Origin of the sequence: Paraburkholderia sp. NPDC080076, from assembly GCF_050281145.1 — a bacterium.
Lineage (GTDB): Bacteria > Pseudomonadota > Gammaproteobacteria > Burkholderiales > Burkholderiaceae > Paraburkholderia.
Genome location: NZ_JBNNWQ010000002.1, coordinates 47,781 through 65,485, shown reverse-complemented (window position 1 = coordinate 65,485; position 17,705 = coordinate 47,781). Strand labels below are relative to the sequence as shown.

16 protein-coding genes are annotated in these 17,705 nt (G+C 62.6%); 5 read left to right on the top strand and 11 right to left on the bottom strand.

Annotated elements, in window-relative coordinates; all coding sequences use genetic code 11:
• Window positions 1-125 precede the first annotated feature (125 nt).
• Both ACQKRQ_RS07700 and ACQKRQ_RS07695 read left to right on the top strand, forming a co-directional pair.
• The gene (locus ACQKRQ_RS07700) at window positions 126-2,480 is read left to right on the top strand and encodes a polysaccharide biosynthesis tyrosine autokinase (protein ID WP_427476216.1); all 2,355 of its coding nucleotides are present in this window, start codon (window positions 126-128) and stop codon (window positions 2,478-2,480) included.
• Window positions 2,481-2,555: 75 nt separating this feature from the next.
• The gene (locus tag ACQKRQ_RS07695) at window positions 2,556-3,695 is read left to right on the top strand and encodes a hypothetical protein (protein ID WP_427476214.1); all 1,140 of its coding nucleotides are present in this window, start codon (window positions 2,556-2,558) and stop codon (window positions 3,693-3,695) included.
• A 96-nt stretch (window positions 3,696-3,791) separates the two neighbouring features.
• On the opposite strand, the gene ACQKRQ_RS07690 is transcribed toward ACQKRQ_RS07695, so the two are convergent.
• A complete protein-coding gene (locus ACQKRQ_RS07690) occupies window positions 3,792-4,982 on the bottom strand; it encodes a glycosyltransferase (RefSeq protein WP_427476212.1) in 1,191 nt (396 codons plus the stop codon).
• A 344-nt stretch (window positions 4,983-5,326) separates the two neighbouring features.
• Between ACQKRQ_RS07690 and ACQKRQ_RS07685 the strand changes: the two genes are divergently transcribed.
• Together ACQKRQ_RS07685 and ACQKRQ_RS07680 are read left to right on the top strand one after the other, a co-directional pair.
• Window positions 5,327-6,580 carry an oligosaccharide flippase family protein gene (locus tag ACQKRQ_RS07685; protein WP_408178802.1) on the top strand — a complete coding sequence of 418 codons (1,254 nt, stop codon included), beginning with the start codon at window positions 5,327-5,329 and terminating at the stop codon, window positions 6,578-6,580.
• The gene (locus ACQKRQ_RS07680) at window positions 6,580-7,653 is read left to right on the top strand and encodes a glycosyltransferase (RefSeq protein WP_427477143.1); all 1,074 of its coding nucleotides are present in this window, start codon (window positions 6,580-6,582) and stop codon (window positions 7,651-7,653) included. Before ACQKRQ_RS07685 ends, ACQKRQ_RS07680 begins: the two co-directional genes overlap by 1 nt.
• Before the next feature lie 62 nt (window positions 7,654-7,715).
• On the opposite strand, the gene ACQKRQ_RS07675 is transcribed toward ACQKRQ_RS07680, so the two are convergent.
• Window positions 7,716-8,726: a hypothetical protein gene (locus tag ACQKRQ_RS07675; protein WP_427476211.1), complete on the bottom strand. Its 1,011-nt coding sequence runs from the start codon at window positions 8,724-8,726 to the stop codon at window positions 7,716-7,718.
• 252 nt (window positions 8,727-8,978) lie between these two features.
• Window positions 8,979-9,581 (bottom strand): hypothetical protein, encoded by a 603-nt coding sequence (locus tag ACQKRQ_RS07670; RefSeq protein ID WP_427476209.1) that lies wholly within the window; start codon window positions 9,579-9,581, stop codon window positions 8,979-8,981.
• A gap of 296 nt (window positions 9,582-9,877) precedes the next feature.
• Between ACQKRQ_RS07670 and ACQKRQ_RS07665 the strand changes: the two genes are divergently transcribed.
• On the top strand, window positions 9,878-10,273 hold the full coding sequence (locus ACQKRQ_RS07665) for a hypothetical protein (protein WP_427476207.1): 396 nt from the start codon (window positions 9,878-9,880) through the stop codon (window positions 10,271-10,273).
• 5 nt (window positions 10,274-10,278) lie between these two features.
• Here ACQKRQ_RS07665 and ACQKRQ_RS07660 read toward each other — a convergent pair whose 3' ends face one another.
• From ACQKRQ_RS07660 to ACQKRQ_RS07625, 8 genes are all read right to left on the bottom strand, one after another.
• Entirely contained in the window at window positions 10,279-10,662 is a 384-nt protein-coding gene (locus tag ACQKRQ_RS07660) for a hypothetical protein (RefSeq protein ID WP_427476205.1), read from the bottom strand.
• 40 nt (window positions 10,663-10,702) lie between these two features.
• Window positions 10,703-11,413, bottom strand: a complete 711-nt coding sequence (locus ACQKRQ_RS07655; protein ID WP_427476203.1) for an RNA polymerase sigma factor — start codon at window positions 11,411-11,413, stop codon at window positions 10,703-10,705.
• Window positions 11,414-11,452: 39 nt separating this feature from the next.
• Entirely contained in the window at window positions 11,453-11,830 is a 378-nt protein-coding gene (locus ACQKRQ_RS07650; protein ID WP_427476202.1) for a cupredoxin domain-containing protein, read from the bottom strand.
• Complete coding sequence (locus tag ACQKRQ_RS07645) at window positions 11,823-12,359, bottom strand: DUF4142 domain-containing protein (protein ID WP_427476200.1); 537 nt, start codon at window positions 12,357-12,359, stop codon at window positions 11,823-11,825. Before ACQKRQ_RS07645 ends, ACQKRQ_RS07650 begins: the two co-directional genes overlap by 8 nt.
• Before the next feature lie 284 nt (window positions 12,360-12,643).
• Window positions 12,644-14,434 carry a chloride channel protein gene (locus tag ACQKRQ_RS07640; protein ID WP_427476198.1) on the bottom strand — a complete coding sequence of 597 codons (1,791 nt, stop codon included), beginning with the start codon at window positions 14,432-14,434 and terminating at the stop codon, window positions 12,644-12,646.
• Window positions 14,435-14,440: 6 nt separating this feature from the next.
• Entirely contained in the window at window positions 14,441-14,854 is a 414-nt protein-coding gene (locus ACQKRQ_RS07635) for a MarR family winged helix-turn-helix transcriptional regulator (protein WP_012431895.1), read from the bottom strand.
• Window positions 14,855-14,943: 89 nt separating this feature from the next.
• Window positions 14,944-16,110 carry an HPP family protein gene (locus ACQKRQ_RS07630; RefSeq protein ID WP_427476196.1) on the bottom strand — a complete coding sequence of 389 codons (1,167 nt, stop codon included), beginning with the start codon at window positions 16,108-16,110 and terminating at the stop codon, window positions 14,944-14,946.
• Window positions 16,111-16,240: 130 nt separating this feature from the next.
• The gene (locus tag ACQKRQ_RS07625) at window positions 16,241-17,701 is read right to left on the bottom strand and encodes an efflux transporter outer membrane subunit (protein WP_427476194.1); all 1,461 of its coding nucleotides are present in this window, start codon (window positions 17,699-17,701) and stop codon (window positions 16,241-16,243) included.
• Between the last annotated feature and the right edge of the window lie 4 nt (window positions 17,702-17,705).

The window sequence follows — 17,705 nt, the reverse complement described above, 5'->3', positions numbered from 1 at the left end:
CTCACGCAAGCGTGACGGATCCCCTGATCCAATCTGATGCGCCTGTCGAGCTGCGAGGCGCGTTCGGGAAGAGGATTTCCCGGCCAGTGGTTCACTCTGGTTCTAACAAACAAGGAGTTCGTCGTATGAATTCGAGTGTTTCCCGTACTGCGCCGGTTGGGCTACGGAACAACGTCGATGCGTTTTCCGCCGGCGAACTAGCACGCCTGATTGTGGACAATGTGTGGTTGATCGTCGGCATTGTCGCGGTGGTCACCGGACTGGCCGCCCTATATGCATTCGCGGCAACCCCCGTCTATTCCGCGGATGCGTTGGTCAAAGTTGATTTCCCTCAGCCCAATGCGCTCGGTCAAGCGTCGAAGACGCCGGAGCAGGTCGTTCCGCCCACGTTGCCGACCGAAGCGGAGATTCAGATCATCCAAAGCCGGAGCGTGATTGCGCCGGTGATCACGAAATTCAAGCAGGACACCTCAATCACGCCGAACCGCGTCCCCGTTATCGGAGCGATCACCAGCCAATTTGCCACGCCGGGTGAGCCAATGCCGGCGCCCATCGGTTTGGGCTCCTTTGCATGGGGCGGAGAGGAAGCGTCGGTCGGTTCGCTGACCGTTCCGGCCTGGCTCGAAGACGAATCACTGACGTTGACCGCTCTCGCTGGCGGTCACTACCGTCTCGCCGATCCGAAAGGCCGGACCCTGCTCACGGGCGCACCCGGCGTACCCTCCCAGGCCAACGGCGTGGCGCTGACGATGGATCGGCTCGTCGCGCGCCCCGGAACCGAATTCACGCTCGTGCGCTTTAGCGACGTCAAGGCAATCGAACGTTTCCAGCATCAGTTGAAAGTCAGCGAGTCGGGTAAGGACACCGGCGTCGTGCAGATCATCTATGAAAACACCGATCCGGAACTGGCTCGCGCAATTGCCAACGGCATCGCCCAGGGCTATATCGCTTCTCATATAGCGCAGCACCGCACCGAGGCCCTCACGACCCGTGAGTTTATCGTTGGAGAACTGCCGAAGCTTCACGCCAACCTGACGCAAGCGGAGGCGGAACTGAGCCAGTACAGAACCGCGTCGAGTTCGATGCAGGCGGGCACCGAAGCCGCGTCCTACCTCCAGGGCAGCATTGAGTTCGACCGTCAGATCGCGATGCTCAAGGTACAAAAAGCGGCGCTGGAAAGTCACTTTGCAGCAAACTCGCGTGACGTGCAGACCGTCAATAGCCAACTCGCACTTCTGCAGAATGCCAAGAGCGCGTTCGAAGCGCGCTTTGACCAGTTGCCCGCCTCCGAGCGTCGGTCGGCCGACCTCACACGCAACGTCAAGGTCGCCGAGGATATCTATGTTGCTATGGTCAACAAATCCAACGAACTGGCGGTGACGCAGGCTGGGACGCTTGGGAACGTACACATTATCGACACCGCGCTGTTGCCCGTGGACCCTGTGAAACCCAAGCGCCCGCTGGTGATCGGCGTGGGCGCCGCCGGCGGTCTGATCGCGGCGTTCCTGTACGTCTTTGTGCGGCGACTATGGTCGTCGGCGCTCGAGAACTCGCTGGCGGCCGAGCGCCATCTGAACCTGCCTGTCTTTGGTCACGTGTTGTTCAGTGACGAGCAGGCCCGGTTGGACCGTGCGCAGAGTCTGAACTTGCAGCCGGCGAAGAAAGGCCTTTCGGGGAGAGCACCGCAAACAGGGGCCGAAAGGATAACCGGATCGCCGCCCAGATTGGCCTATAGCGGCTCTGCTCCGCAAGATCCCGTGTTGGCCGGCGGCCGCTTCCTGCTCGCCACCGACGGGTACGATGACATGCCGCTTGAAGCTTTGCGGGGCATACGCGCGTCGTTGCAACGGCAGATTCAGGACGCGCCGAATAACGTGCTTGTCGTGACAGGCGCGACGCCCGGCACGGGAAAAAGTTTTATCTCTTCGAATCTGGCCGTCCTCAGCGCGGAGGCCGGAAAACGGGTATTGCTGATCGACGGCGACATGCGCCGCGGCCAACTGGCCGCCATCATGAAGCAGACCGGTGCGGGTGGCCTCGCCGAAGTTCTGGCTGGCCAGGTCGACGTCAATCACGTGATTCGAAACACAGGTGTTCATGGACTTTCGTTTATCGCTGCAGGGCGGTACCCGTCCAATCCGTCCCGGCTGCTCTCGACTCCCCGCATGCAACAACTACTCGACCGTCTTGGCGAATTGTATGACGTGATCATCGTTGATACACCGCCGGTGCTCGCGGTGAGCGATGCAAACCTGATCGCCTCCCTCGGCGGATCGACGGTGCTCGTAGTACGTCCGAGCGCCCAGAGCGAACGGGAACTCGAGGACACCGCGCAAAGTCTTGATCGCGCCGGCGCGCGTCTGATCGGCATGATATTCAACGCGATGCCGCGACGGCGCAGCGAGAAACGCAGCTACGGCTATGCAGCGGCCTATGCCGCGGCGAGTGCTCCGCCACCGCAACAGCATGGCGCATCGTGATCGCCGCCGGCCGGTCGGCCGCCGGTTGTCGCGCGTTCCTGCATTGAGAAAACAATGTACTCCAGACTAGTATCCGTGCTGTTCTACATGTTTTTTACCTGCGTGATTCTCAATCCGCAGGTGAACGGGATCACCCTTTATTTCTATCTCGTGATCCCGTTCCTCGATCTGGATTTTTCCCGCTTCCTTGCCGGTACGGCGCGTCGCTGGGCCGGCCCATTGCTGATCGCGGTTATGGCAAGCGCGTTGACTTCTCCCTCCGCGGCGGTGCGGGTCCTGTCGATCGGCATTTGCATCGGCTATCTGATGTACACGACAGAGCGCCGCATCAGCTACCTTCATCCGTGGATGGTCATCAATATCCTGTTCGCAACCGTGCAATTCGCGATGTACTACGTCGATCGTGATTTCTCGCTCCTGCTCGGGCCAACGAATCTGTCGAAACTGATTTGGGGCGACTACGCGACGATGACCAACACGAACTTCTACGAGGTGTTCTACTTCACCCGGGTCTCGGGATTTTCGCGCGAAGCGGGGTTTTTCTCGTCGTTGCTGGTGGCGTCTCTTATCCTGCATCTCTTCAGCGATTCACCCAATAAAAAACTCATTGCTCTCTATCTTTTCGGCCTTTTCATCAGCTTCTCGAAATCGTCGATGGTGCTTTTCCTTTTCGCTGCGCTGTATCCCTTCCGTTACAGATTGCGCTCGCTCCATCCAGTGGTGGTCATGGTTGGCTACTATGCGGTGGTTTCAGCGATCTCGGTGTACCTTGCGTCCAACAATTTCTTCGGCTCGGACACCTTTGCCCACCGGTTGGCCGGCTATGCGTTCGTGTTCGATGCGCGGCTGGAGGATCTCGTCAAGGGCATCAGCGCACCCGACATGATGGCGCACTACAAGTACCTTCCCTATATCCGTTTGATCCAGGACGACATGGCGCTCGGTGCGCTGTTTGGTGGTCTTCCCGGCACGATAGCGGAAATGGGGCTCTTCAGCGCATTGGTCGTTTTCGCCGTCATTGCATTTACCGCGAGCGACGGCTTCGTCATGATGATATTTCTGTTTATCAGCGCCACCGTCAGCGTCACTACCGTCACCTCTTTTATTCCGCTCGCCTATCTGATTTGCTACTGGCCTCGATTCGCGGCATACAGCGCGTACCGTTTGGAGCCTTCGCGTCAATTTCAGCCACTTCCGCGGTACTTCAAGACATGAGTTCGCCGTGTCGGTGACGAAACCGACGCCACATGTGACGAGGCGTCCATCGCAATGATGGACGCCTCGTGTTTTATTGAAGAACCTGCCGTGCAATCAAGCCATCTGCTGCAGCAAGGTCTGCTTGAATTGCCCGAGCGTATGCCGTGACAGCAGGTCTTCACGCGCGGACGGCGTGGCTTGAGGCGCATGCGGCCACGAGGTCATGGTCTCGGTGATCGCGCGGCCGATCGACGCGGAACTCAGGTCGCTCAGAATCGGCCCCAATTCGCAACGCCGGCTGAACCAGCCGATCAAACCGTCTTCCGTCGCGATTACGGGCTTGCCGAAACGGTACGCCTGCACCAGCACGCCGCTCATGCCGTAGTGCCCCTTATAGCCGAGCCAGACGGCGTCGCACGCGGAGAACAGATCGCGTTCCATATCGTTGGAAATGAAGGCGTCGAGCACCAGCGGCGCGGGCTTGAGGCTGCGCACATGATTGCGCATGAAATGACGCGTGCCCGCATCCTGCTCGCCGGCGACGATCAGCGTGGGCGCATGCTCGAGACGCGTCAGCGCATGCACCAGTTCGTAGATACCCTTGCGTTCCGTGATCGAGCCGTACACCAGCAGATAGCGCTGCTCGGGATCGAGTCCCAGACGCTCGCGGGCCAGTACGGGGTTTTCCGCGTGTTCATCGGGAAAAGGGTCGGCCACGTAGGCAATGGCCGCGCTGTGCTTCGATGCACTGCGCGCCGACCATTCCGGCAAGGTGGGATCGATCGTCAGCAGTGTGCGCAGGCCGGTGGTCCGGATCGCACGCTTGAAGAGCAGCGCCTTGATTGCATTGACGACCGGACGATCGGGAGCCTTGATGCCGACCTTGTGATGATGGAACGTCGAGCGCATCGTGATGCCGATCCAAGGCGTCTTGCCGAACGGCGAGCCGAGAAACGGCAGAGAATAGAAGAAATAATCGACATAGGGCACGACCACGAGGCGGATCGACTGCATCCGGCTGATGATCGTGTGCACGCGCTTGAAATAGCGGTGGAAGCGCCAGTATTCGTTGGGATCGCGCATGAGGCCGCGGGGTTGCTCCTCGGGATCGACAAACGCGATCTGCTGGTCCGCGCGGTTGGCGGCGGTGATCTGTCTCGGGAGCCGGTGGTCTTCGTTTGCGCACTCGGTCACGAGCATGCACGGATAGCCGGCTTCAGCGCAGGCCTGCATGGTCCACTCGACATATCGCCAGCGGTGACCGGTGAGATTCGGTTCCACAATCAGGACGTAGTCTTGTTCCATCGCTTCGGTAGCCATTTGCGTTGCGAAAAAAAGTACCCGTGCGCCCGTTCCCGCATGGTGCTAGCTGAGCAACGTTAGCACCGCCGGAATCCGTGTAACCACTAATTTGTCCGGCTTTGTGGTTCAGCGTACTAGGGGGTGTCGGCTTAGGCCGAACCGGCCTAGCTGATGGCGGTTGTAGGCGATTCTCTCGCGGTATGGTCGTGCATGGAGTTCGATGAAAAAACCTCGCCAGCTTGCTGGTGCAACCTAACAAATTATGCGCTGGCGGCGTCTGCAGAGCGATGCTTGAAATCGCTCTGCGCGGCCGATTCAACGGCGTTCCGATTCGACGGAGAAATAGCTTGCGGGCGATCAGGCTTCCGGCGTTCTCGGTGGCGGGCAGCTTCGGCGCGAGTGCGGCGACGTGGGTCCTGCTACAGCAGTTCGCCGTGCGTGGACTTGTAGCGATCAAATTTCTTGCGATTGGCCGGATGCTAGGGCCGGCGGCGATCGGCAGCGTGAGCGTGGCTCTGCTCGCGGTGGCGATTGCCGAGGCGCTGTCCGATACCGGCCTCGCGCAAGCGGTCATTCAAGGCGAACATCCGCCGTCGCGCTCGCAGCTCGGCGCGGTGTGGACGACATTGACGGCGCGAGGTGTGCTCATTTCGCTGCTGCTGGTCGCGCTCGCCCCATTGCTGAGCAGCCAGTTCCATCTGGACGGCTCGCTGATCCTGATCCAACTCGCGGCGCTGCTGCCGTTGCTGCGCGGTCTGGCGTCGCCCGCCTATTACGTGGTGCAGCGCGAGCGGCGCTTCCAGCATATCGCCGGTGTGGAGGTGGCGGCGTCATTCGTCGACTGCACGGTGGGGCTCGCGCTCGCGTATTTCGGCGCCGGCGCGTCTTCAGTGCTGATCGGCCTCGTGGCCGGCGAGAGCCTGAAAAGCACGCTCACCTGGGCGACCATGAAACCGCGTCCGCCGATCCGCGCGGTGTGGTCGGGCATCGGCCACTACGTCGGTTTCAGCCGCTGGATCTGGGCCAGCAGCGTGATCAATCTACTGCTCAATCAGTTCGACAAGGTGGTGGTCGGCAAACTGCTCGGGCCGGCGCAACTGGGCAGCTATCAGATGTCGTCGCGGCTCGCGCAGATGCTGCTCGCCGACGCCGCGATCGCCATGTCGCAATACCTCTTTCCGACCTTCGCGGCGCATCATCGCCGCAGTCCGGAGTCGGCGTCGCGCATCATCAAGATCTATCTGCTGGTGATCGCGATCGGGCTCGCGGCTTTCGTCGCGGTGCTGCGGCTGATCGCCGAGCCGCTCTTCTCGCTGATTCTCGGCGCCGCATGGCTGCCGGCGGTGCCGCTCTTCAGGATCCTGGTGATCAATATGGCAATCGGCGCTTTGATCGCAGTGCTCGTGGCCTATCTGCGCGCGGTGGGCGACGCGAAGGCGACCGTGCATGCGTCGGCGATCCAGGTCGTGGTGCTGGTGTTGAGCGCGCCTCCCGCAGTGCATTATTGGGGCGTGACGGGCATTGCCTGGTCCATGACGCTCGGCCTTGGCTGCGCCGCCGCGTGGATGCTGTTCAGGACGTTGACGGCAAGGACACCATGATGCGTGTCTTTCACCTGGTTCTTGCGCCGCGTCTGTCGGGAGCTGAAGTCCTGGCCAAGGACCTCGCGCTCGATCAGTGTGCCGAGGGCATGGCGGTGTGCGTGGCTTCGCTGTTGCCGGCGCATGCCGATTTCGCGCCCTTGCAAGACGACCTCGAAAGCCACGGCGTGCAGTGCTTCTTTCCAGAGCGGCGGCATCGTGCGTTCATCAAGTTATGCCATCTGTTCGGCGCCGTGCGGCGTTTTCATCCGGATGTGATCTTTGCGCACGCGACCATTCCGTCGTTTTACGCGCGCGCATTGCCGCTGCGCGTGCCGGTGGTCTACGTCATGCATTCGGCGACCAACGACTTCGAGCGCCCGCTGTTCAGACGCGTCGAACATGTCCTGTCGGGACGCGCCCGGATGGTGATCGGCGTGTCGGAGCAGGGGGTCACGGACTATGTGCAGGCCATCGGGCCGCATCCGTCGATGACCGTCGTGCCGAACGGCGTGGACATCGCGCGCTTCGCGTTCACCGACGGCGTGGAGCGCGACGGCCGCACGCCGCAGGTGGTGCAGATCGGCCGGTACGCGGCGGTCAAAAATCAACTGCTGACGGTGCGGGCTTTCAACGAAGTCCTCAAGCACGAGAAAGACGCACGGCTCGTGTTGTACGGCGTGATCGAAGACCCCGACTATCACCGCGCGGTCGTCGCTCTGGCGAAGACGCTGGGCATCGCGGAGCGCGTCGCGGTGGCAGGTCCGCGCACCGATGTCGCTACCGTGCTGTCGGAGTCGAACGTGTTCGTCATGCCGTCGCAATCCGAGGCGCACAGTGTGGCTTTTCTCGAAGCGCTGGCTTCCGGCGTGCCGATCGTGGCGAGCAAGATTCCGGCCTTCGCTTTCGCGAGCGGATTTCCCGGCGTCCAATTGGTCGATACCGGCAATGTGCAGTGCTATGCCGAGGCGGTGATCGTTGCGCTAGGGCAGGCGCGGGCGGAGCGCTCGCTGGCCGGCTTGACGCTCAGGGATACCGCTGACCGCTATCGCGCGATCGCGCGTCAGGTGAGTCTGGCCGTGCCGGCCCGCTAGGGCGCAGCGCGCACCTGTTCCTGTTCCGTTCCTGCATGGCCTGATCGAAGCGGCCTCTTGTGTCAATGATGGATGGCCACGTCGCGTGTGTCGGGCGGCGGCTCGGGTGCGGGTTCCGCGGGCGGCGGCATCTGCAGTTCGGTTTCGCGCTGTGCAAGCGTCACGAGACGCTGTGCTTCCTTGCTGCTCGAATCGATCTGCAGTGCCGTGCCGGCATTGTGCGAGACGCACGTCCATCGAGCGATATATCCGCAGCCTCGCGCAAGGCTCAGTAGCGCGTCGCGCTGCTGTTCGCGTTGGCTCACTGTCGAGCGCAAGTTCAACGCGTCGCGATTATCCGGCTGCGCGGCGATGGCTGCTGCGAGGCGCACTCGGGTCGCCGAAAGATTGTTCTGCTGCAGATTGGCACGGGCAGCTCTGAGATGCCGCGACACATCCGCGCGCGGTTGATCCGGCGGGTTGCCTGACTGGCTGCCCGGATTTCGCTTCGTCTCGGGTCCACCGGATGCGACTCGGCGCGAAAGCGGTGGCGTCGCGGCCGGTGGCGGAACCGGCGGCGAACGCACGGGCGCGGACCGCGCGGCGGCGACGGTGGCCGCGGGCTTTGGTGCGACGACAGGGGGCGCTGCCGCGGGCGTCTGCGCGATGACGGTGGCGGGCTTCTGGGCGGCGATGGTGGCGGGTTTCTGGGTGGCGACGGCTGCAGGCTTCTGGGCGACGATGGTCGCGGGTTTCGGCGGGGTGGCAGGCGCGGACCGCTGCGCGACAGCGGCCGTGGGCTTCTGCGGAATGACGACGAGCGGCGGGACGTTTTGCGTGCGCACCTTGCCGGAAACCGCGATAGGCGTGCCGACCTCCGAGTCGTTGCTATGGATGAACCCCAGATACACCGCGGACGTCACCACCAGCGCCGATGCGCCCAGCACGAGGGGCTGGCGCAGTCGCTGATAGGCGGACACGGCGACCACGGGCTCCTCGATGAACTCGTAGGGATTGACCAGCGCGCGCGAGGACGGGTTCCAGGTCTTGCGTGTCGGCAGACGGCTGTCGACGAGCGGCTGTGGATCGTCCAATGGATCCTTCAGCGGGACTTTGAGCGAGGGAGGCGGCGCCGGACGCGCGCCGAACGAATCGACCGGCCGCCGATGGCACGAAGGACAGGGCGTGAAGCGACCGGCTAGCGGGACACCGCAGTGCCCGCATCGGAGGGGATCGTGCTGATCGGAAGTAAAGTCGCTAAGCATCGCCGTGTCGCAAAGGGGCGTCGAATGCCGGCGCCACAATCAGAAAAAAACAAGGCACCGTAACGAGGCTTGCAAGCAGGGTTACTGTGCGACGACGTAACCCCGCGCTTGCATGCACGCGCCATACGCGGCCCAATACTGTGTCATTGGCGGCTCGGGTGCCGGCAGAGGTGGCAGCTTCACACTGGATGCCGCAGCCATCTGCGCCTCGCTCGCAGCCGCCGTTTCCGAGGCGCTGTTGCCCGCGCTCGTCGCCGATGCCGCCGTGGCGGCCGTGGTCGTGGTGCCCGCCGAAGTCGCGCTCGCCGCCGTAGGCGCCGAGGCACCCTTCGTCGCCGTCGCCGTCGCCGCCGTAGTCTCTGCGGGCGCACTCGCGCCCGGCGCGGCGGCGGCCGGCATGCTCGCGCCGATCGGCGCGGACGAGAAGGTGCTGGGCGGCAATGGCGGCCGCGACGGCACGCCGGTCGACGACGTCTTGGTGGCAGCCGGCTTGCGCGGTGGAATCTGCGGCTCGCGGACGATGTTGACCTTGGTCTGCTTGTTCGCCGTCGCGTAACACATCGCGGTATCGATGCTGCGCTGATAAGGGCTTTGACTTCGAATTGGATAGGTGAGTGGCTGCCATGCGAAAGCAGCACTGCTAAACACCAATAGCGTCAGTCCGGTATATGTTTTGATTTGCATCGCAGTCGCTCCCGCAGCGATGTTTCGCCTCTCGTAGGCATTCGCGCTTCGCGGTATGTTCTATGGCTGCTGTTCTGCCGCTGAACGGCGGCTCACTGCCGCGAAGGCTGCTTTCTTGAGCGTAACACCGTGTATTGTCAACGCAATACACTGGCATAGCGCGCGAAACCGCCATCCTGCAGTCGAATCAAGACAGATCGGCGTGAAATGGCGGAAAACGTAGGGAGTATCCCTGGGCGATGCGGCCGTGCGGGTAATTGGACGGACGCGCCGTCGTGGACGGTAAGGAGTCGGACATGAGGAAATGGCAGTACTGCTATCGAATGCTATTGCCGGTGGCGTCCGTGTTGTTGCTGTCGGTGGCATGGCCGCTGCCGGGCGTGGCGAACGAGGAAACCGCGAACGCCAATGCGCAAGCCGCGGGTGAGCGGGCTCACTTCGCCCAGGAATTCTGCGGGACCTCTCCCGAACGTATTGGCGCGTACAAGGAGCGCCTGCGCAAAGTGCTGCATGACGCCAGCAACTTCGACGTGCAATGGCAGACCGGCTGGCGCCGCGGCGAGAAGGAAGGCATTCAGATGAACGCCATGCGGTTGCACGATCCGGCGGAATTCAAATCGAGAGTCAAGGCTGACTGCGAGCGGCTCAGGTGGATGGCGCAGAACGCCCTGCGGGCCCGTCCGCAGAAGTGAGGCGGTTATTTGCCCGCGCCGGTCTCTTCGACGCAACTCAGCACGAGTGTGCTGCCCGGCTCTGCTTGAGCGCTGAGCGCGGCGGTATGGAATTCGGTGCCGGTGCAAGACCATTCGGCGCGGAAGTCCGTGCGGCAGCGCACGGATGGAGTGCCTGCGGGTGCCTTGTGCAGCACGTACCGGCAGGTCTGCAGACCGTTGCACTGGCGGGCGAGGTCTGCGGTCGCGTTGCCTCGTGACGCGCCGCAGTTCTTGCCATAGGTTCCCGACACGACTTTGATCTCGCGCGCCTCGGCGCTCGAACTTGCCGCCGCGGCGAGCAGGGCCAGGATCGCCCAGACACTGCGAATGGCGTCGGCGAAAACGGCCGATTTGTATCGACGGCGCATAGGTGACTCTCTCCATCTGCCAACAGCGTGCAAACAAATCTCAACCACAGGTGAACGGCTGATTATCCTCATCGGCTAGCCGGTTTACTACGTTGGCGACCACCCGGTCGCAATGCGCACCACCGAATTCGAAGACGTCGCGCTCGGCGAGATCGATCTCGTGCGCCAATGATTCGCGCAGCAGGCTCTTGGCGCGGAAGTGCCGGCTGCGCACCGTCGCCTCCGGGATGGCGAGACATTGCGCGGTCTCCTCGACGCTCATTTCCTCGACTGAACGCAGCACGAACACAACGCGAAAGGCTTCCGGCAATTCGTCCAGCTTGCGCTCGAGCAATGTCCGCAACTCGGCGCGCGCGGCCGCCTTTTCTGGGGAATCGGAATCTTGCGCGATCATGGCATCGATATCGACGTGAGTGTTGGCGTCCACCATCGGAATCACGTTCTGACGGCGAGCTTCCCGGCGCAGGCGTCCATAGCATTCATTGAGCACCAGACGGGACAGCCAGGTGAGAAGCGTGGCATCGCCACGAAACCGGGCGATCGATCTGTAGGCCGATAGGTACGCCGCCTGCAGCGCGTCTTCGGCTTCCGCCGCGTCACGCAGCGTGGCGCGCGCGAGACGATACAAGCGCCGGTTGTGCCGGCGCATCAGCAGTTCGAACGCCGATCGATCTCCCGCGCAGATGCGGTGGACTGTCTCACGTTCGTCGTCCGCGGCAAAGCTTGAATGTGCTTCAGCGATGTCCGTCATGACTGCCTCGCCAGGTTGCCTCCACGCATTGTGCGTCCGTCATTGCACGATCACTGTGCCACGCATCGTGGCGTGGAGGGTGCACAGATACGGATAGCTGCCGGTCTCCCGAGCCACATACGTCCACGATGCATTCGGCGCGATTTCGCGTGAATCGAACGCTTTCGACATGGCGCTCGCCGTGTGGGGAAACAGATCCTTATTGACCCACATCACACGATCTCCGCGGTGCACGGTGAGCACCGGCGGATCGAAACGCATCTGCTCGATCACGATCAGATAGGTTTTCGCCACAGCGTTGGAAACGCCGGCGAGTGACGTCACAACGATCGCAAGGAGCGCGCAGGCGCGGACGAAAGCACTCGTACGTCTCGTGCCTCGGCACTTTCCGGCCGCGCGAACTGTCGGATTACTCACCGCTCTTGCCCAGCGCCGCCTGCAAATGCCTCGCGTGCTCGAGATGCGCGACAAAAGCTGGGCGCACCTTGACGAGCAGCGCCTTCAATTCCGCGTTCTGCGCGTCCGGAATCAACGTCTTGTCCAGCGCGTCGAGAACGTTCTCGTGATAGGTGACCTCGTGATCGATATACGCCTGGTCGAATGGCGCGCCCTTGAGCGACTTCAGATTGGCGAGGTTTGCATCGCCGCCTTGCTTGAGACTCTGGCTCGTCGGATTGTCTTCCGGCGTCACGCCCAGTTTGTGCACAAGGTCGACGGCGGCCTTGTTGACGCCGCTGTGATCGGTGACCATGCGTTGCGCGAACCCTTTGACATCTTTCGACTTCGTTTTCGATTCCGCGAGCTTGCCCGCGTCGATATCCACCTGATTGGCCGTCACGACGATGGCTGCGATCTGCGCATCGGTGGGACCGGCGCTCTGCGCCCAGCATGGAAGGCCGGTCAACGTGAGTGCGCTGAGCAGTGCTGCGCTGATCATCTTCATCATGCGTCTCCTGAATAATGATGGCGAGTCCAGGTCGGTCAGCACGCGATCGGCGGCTGATTCGATCGTCAATATGGTGTTGGATGTCACGTGTGCGAGCCCCGTTCCCAGTTGTGGCTTGCGACGCGCGTGTCTTTGGAACGCTTGCGAATAGCGATGAAGCGCGCGACGTGGCTTCGCGGCGTCGGGACGATGTCGTGCGGGAGAGAGTGCTGTGGAACAGCGAGGAAAAGGAGGCAAGCGTGCCCCCGAAGGGGCACGGAAGAATCGCCGACAGCTCTGGCGATTTAAGGAACCGGCGGGAAGTGCCGCTTGCCGGTGTCCATTCGCAAGCGACGGAACCGCTCTTTCTTGTGCTCTTCGTCGAAGTGCGCGAGAGACGGCTTGATCAGATCGCTGCGCGACACGATGCCGATCAGTTGCAACGTTGCAGAATCCGCAACCACCGGCAACCGTTCGAGACCATGCACCGCAAGCCGCGTTGCGACGAGGCGGCAGGTTTCACCGGGTAATGCAAAAGCGGGCGAACGCTGACGCAATACGTCGGCGAGTCGCGAGTCGAGCGCATTTTGCGCGTCGCCATCGCGAATGGATTCGAGCACCGCGCGATCGACGACGCCCACCAGCGCGCCCTGACGCACCACCGGATAGGCGCGATGTGTCTGCGTCGCGCCGAAGTACGTTGCCAGCGCTTCGGCCACGGACATGTCGGCATCGATTGTCTTGACAGTGCGCGACATCACCTCGTCGACATGGTGGCGCTCGAGTGGATCGACACCGTATTCCCGGTAAATGTGATAACCACGCCGGGCAATTTTCTCTGTCATGATGGAACGCTTCATGACCACTGTTGCGAACCCGTGCGCGATCAGCGTCGCGGCGAGCAGCGGCAGCAGTGCGTTACTGTCGTGCGTCAGGCCGAATGCGAACACGATGGCGGTCAACGGCGCACCCAAAGTCGCGCCGAGCGTGGCCGCCATGCAGACGAGCGGCCACAGGGCGGGTTCGCCGCCTGGCAGCACATGGCCGAGCAAGACGCCGAGTCCCGCGCCCAGCATGAGCAATGGAGCAAGGACGCCGCCCGAAGTACCCGAGCCCAGCGCCACGACCCAGATGACAGCCTTCACGATGAGAATCGCCAGCGCGATCTGGATTGCAATGTGCTGATGCAACAGGTCGCCGATCACGTCGTAGCCGACGCCGAGCGCACGCGGTTCGAGAAAGCCGCCGATGCCGACGACGAGTCCGCCGAGCGCGGGCCACCACATCCAGTGGATGGGCAGCTTGCCGAACAGGTCCTCGACTTTATAAAGCGCGGCCGACAAACCCGAGGCGAGCGCACCGGAGAGCAGACCCGCGATGACGCAGGAGAGCAGCGACAGCGCGCCGGGCGGCGCGGTTTCGAGCGGAAACAGCGGCCCGGTGCCGAAGAATGCCGCGCGCGCAAATCCCGCGACGGCACACGCGAGGGCGACCGGCAGAAAACTGCGCGGGCGCCATTCGAACAGCAGCAGTTCGACCGCCAGCAGCACGGCCGCCACCGGCGTGCCGAAGACCGCTGTCATGCCCGCCGCCGCGCCGGCTACCAGTAGCGTCTTGCGTTCCGCGGACGTGACCTTCACGCACTGCGCGATCAGCGAGCCCAGTGCGCCGCCTGTCATGATGATCGGGCCTTCCGCGCCGAACGGGCCGCCGCTGCCGATCACGATGCCGGACGACAGCGGCTTGAGAATCGCCACCTTCGGCGACATGCGGCTCTTGCCGAACAGGATGGCCTCGATCGCTTCGGGAATGCCATGCCCGCGAATCTTCTCCGAGCCGTAACGCGCCATTAGACCGACGATCAGACCGCCGATCACAGGGATGACCACCACCCAGACACCCAACGTGTTGACGGCGGGTGAGCGGTCCGCAAACGAAAATTGCTGGAAGAAAAACAGGTTGGTGAATAGATGAATCAGGCTCAACAGCACGAACGCCGCGAGCGTGCTGAGAGCGCCGATCCCCGCGGCGAGCGCGGAAATGCCAGGAAGCCGCGCATTGATGGAAAAATCGCGCTTATGGGTATCGAGACTCATGGTGACTCAAATATCGATCTGGGGGACGTTAAACGCGCCTTTGAGCGACTTCAGCTCGGCACGGTGCATCTCGGCGAGACGGGCGAGCACCTGCTCGCCTGCCTTCAACAGATGAACCTCGACCTGGCGGCGGTCCGTCTCACTGACCTTTCTGCGGACCAGATCGAGCGCCTCGCAGCGGGACACGAGCGCGACCACGCCGTGATGCTGCGCCTGCAGCCGTTCCGCAAGCTCGCCGACGGTCGCCCAGTCGCGCTCCGGATAACCCTTGATATGCAGGAGCAGCAGATACTGCAACGGCGTGATGCCTTCGCCCTGGGCGGCCTGTTCAGAAAAACGCTCGAAGCGCCGCATCTGGTAGCGAAACTCGGACAGTTGCTCGAAGTTCGCCTTGGTCAAGCCGCGCGTGAGTGTTTTCATCGGAGCGCCGTGGAGAAAGAAGTGAAACGCGAATTATATCATGACGTGATATGTATGTCCGTGTTCGACCTCGGTGGGTATGACGGTGGCTATGCCGTGGTTCGCTGCTTGGCGTAAGCCTGGCGATACAGTCCCGCGATGAGATCGGCCTGCGTGATCATTCCGGCAAGCCGCTGTCTCGAGTCCAGAACCGGGATATGGTGATGCCCGTAGTTCGCGAACACGGGCACCAGTTCGACGATGGGCGTCGTTGCGTCGACGGTACGGACGTCGACATTCATCAGGGCGCCGACCAGCGGCGCCGGCGTGACGCTGCGCCTGAACCAGCGCTGCATGGGAGACGACAGACCGGGCGCTTTGCCGAACGCGCGTTTGTCGACGAGGTCGGCGCGGGTCACGATGCCGATCACGTGCTGCTTTTCGTCGGTGACCGGAAGTGCCTTGATCTGACGCTGCTTCAGCAGACTCCACGCGGCGGAAGCTCGCGTGGTGGCCGACACGGCGACGAGCGACCGCGACATGATGTCCGCGCAGGTCAGTTCATTGAACGTACGGGCGTAGGCCTGCAACTGAACATCGCGCAACAGGGATTCCAGATCGTCCGTGTCGATATCGAGCAATTCGCCGCGCCGGTTCAACACTGCTTCGAGGTCCGCGCGCGTAAAACCTTCATTCGACGCCGAAGCCGATGCGCCCGCGCCTTTGACCGAACTCGCCTGGGCGACGTGCGGGTATCGATGCCCGGTAGCAGCGTGATAGATGATGGCACCGCACAGCAGCGTCACCGACTGGATCGCAATCGGCTCGGCCACGAAGCGGTAGCCCAACGCGTGCACCGCCGGACCGCCGAGGACCGCGGTCAGCGCGACCGCGCCCGACGGCGGGTGAACGCAGCGCAGCGCAAACATCGCACAGATCGCCAGCGCGACGGCCAAGGCAGCCGCGCCCACTGGAGCGGCGATCCAGTTTGCACAGGCGACGCCGACTGTCGCGGAGACGATATTGCCGCCGATAATCGACCACGGTTGCGCAAGCGGACTGGCGGGAACCGCGAACAGCAGCACGGCCGAAGCGCCCATTGGCGCGACGAGAAGCGGAATGTTCGCCGCCGGTCCGAGAAGGACGTGCATGGTCCCGCCGGTGAACGCAATCCCGAGCAAGGCGCCGAGACCCGATCTCAGGCGCTCCGGCCACCGGACGGCAATGGGGTGGGGGGCGAAGCTGGCGAGCCAGCGGATGAGAGCGTAGCGGGACAAGGGTCGAATAGGAATTTGAGAGGGCGATATCACATGGGGCGAGGCCACACTCCGGATTCCGCCGCGGGCCTTCGACCCGATTATATATCACTCCATGATATATGTGCTCACGCAAAGCGGCCTCTCGCCCTTACGGCGCGCTCCCTAACGTCACGTCAGCCTCGCTGCTACCCAGCGACTGAAACAGCGCGGCCGTGTCGCCCAACCGGGCAGCCTGCGCATGCGTCTGGTCGAGAGCGGTCTGCAGCGCTTGACGTTGCGTGTCGAGCAGGCTGAACTGGCTGACGCCACCCGCTGAATACTGCGCGCGCGCAATCTCGAGGTTCGCTCGAGCCTGTCGCGCGGCGTCGTCGCGTGCATGCAACTCGCGCGCATCGTTATGTAATGCCGTCAGCGCATCTGCGACCTGTTGCAGCGCCTGAAGTACCGTTTGCTGATAGCTCGCAAACGCAGCGTCATAGGCGGCCTGGGCGGCACGTTTCTTCGCATGCAGTTCGCCGCCGTGAAAAATGGGCTGCGTCAGATTCAGGCCGATATTCCAGATGTTCAGGCCATTCACAATGTCCTGAATACTCGTGCGTTCAGAGCCGATTCCCGCCGATAGCGAAAACTGCGGATACAGATTCGCCGTTGCAACGCCCACGTTTGCGCTGGCCTGATGCAATAGCGCTTCAGAGGCGCGGATGTCAGGACGTTGCCGTGCAAGTGTCGATGGCAGCGTGACGGGTATCTCAACCGGAAGGTGAAGCGAGTCCAGCGTGAGTTGATCGAAATCTGCTTTAGACGGGGCGTCGCCCACCAGGATCGCAAGCTGGTGATCCGCCTGCGCGAGCTGCGTAGCGAGTGGCGGCAGCGACGCACGCGTCTGCGCGAGCAACGTGCGCTGGCTGTTCACGTCGAGCTGCGACACACCACCGGCGGCAAAGCGTGCCTCCATGATGCCGAGTTGCTGCGCCTGTGCATCTGCAAGACGCTGCGTCAGCAAGACCTGTTGTTGCAACGATGCGCGCTGCACGGCCGTCGACACGACATTGCCCGCAATGGACAAGCGCGCTGCATCCAGTTGGAACGCCTCATAGTCGACCTGCGCCAACGTGGCTTCGAGCGCCCGGCGATTGCCGCCGAAAACGTCGAATGTGTAGGACACCATCACCGACGCATTGAATAGCGAAAACGGCCCGGGGTTCTCGACATTCGGAATGCCGAAAGCCGCGAGATCGACTTGTTGACGCGTTGCCGAAATCTTCGCGTCGACGCTCGGAAATCGTGTCGCACCCGACTGGGCGTTATAGTTTTCGCGCGCCTCGATCAGCTTTGCGCGGGCTTGCGCCAAGGTAGGGCTTTGGCTGAGTGCCTGCTCGACAAGACGATCAAGCTGCGCCGAGTGAAACTGGCGCCACCACATCGGTAGCGGCGTGTCCGCCGCCGTGAAGGTTTGCGAGGAACCCTCTGTGCCGCCGGCCGATACCGTACGAGATGACTCGGCCTTGTGCGTGTAGGTTTGCGTGTCCGGCGCCGCGGGCGCGTGAAAGTCCGGTCCCACTGCGCAGCCGCATAGCACGAGTGAGCACAGGAAAACGAGTTGCTTCATGATC

What these genes read in the sequence shown, in the direction of transcription:
- ACQKRQ_RS07700 (WP_427476216.1), top strand. Translation starts at nt 126, where the DNA reads ATGAATTCGAGTGTTTCCCGTACTGCGCCGGTTGGGCTACGGAACAAC.
- ACQKRQ_RS07690 (WP_427476212.1), bottom strand. Translation starts at nt 4,982, where the DNA reads ATGGAACAAGACTACGTCCTGATTGTGGAACCGAATCTCACCGGTCAC.
- ACQKRQ_RS07680 (WP_427477143.1), top strand. Translation starts at nt 6,580, where the DNA reads ATGCGTGTCTTTCACCTGGTTCTTGCGCCGCGTCTGTCGGGAGCTGAA.
- ACQKRQ_RS07670 (WP_427476209.1), bottom strand. Translation starts at nt 9,581, where the DNA reads ATGCAAATCAAAACATATACCGGACTGACGCTATTGGTGTTTAGCAGT.
- ACQKRQ_RS07665 (WP_427476207.1), top strand. Translation starts at nt 9,878, where the DNA reads ATGAGGAAATGGCAGTACTGCTATCGAATGCTATTGCCGGTGGCGTCC.
- ACQKRQ_RS07660 (WP_427476205.1), bottom strand. Translation starts at nt 10,662, where the DNA reads ATGCGCCGTCGATACAAATCGGCCGTTTTCGCCGACGCCATTCGCAGT.
- ACQKRQ_RS07655 (WP_427476203.1), bottom strand. Translation starts at nt 11,413, where the DNA reads ATGACGGACATCGCTGAAGCACATTCAAGCTTTGCCGCGGACGACGAA.
- ACQKRQ_RS07645 (WP_427476200.1), bottom strand. Translation starts at nt 12,359, where the DNA reads ATGATGAAGATGATCAGCGCAGCACTGCTCAGCGCACTCACGTTGACC.
- ACQKRQ_RS07640 (WP_427476198.1), bottom strand. Translation starts at nt 14,434, where the DNA reads ATGAGTCTCGATACCCATAAGCGCGATTTTTCCATCAATGCGCGGCTT.
- ACQKRQ_RS07635 (WP_012431895.1), bottom strand. Translation starts at nt 14,854, where the DNA reads ATGAAAACACTCACGCGCGGCTTGACCAAGGCGAACTTCGAGCAACTG.
- ACQKRQ_RS07625 (WP_427476194.1), bottom strand. Translation starts at nt 17,701, where the DNA reads ATGAAGCAACTCGTTTTCCTGTGCTCACTCGTGCTATGCGGCTGCGCA.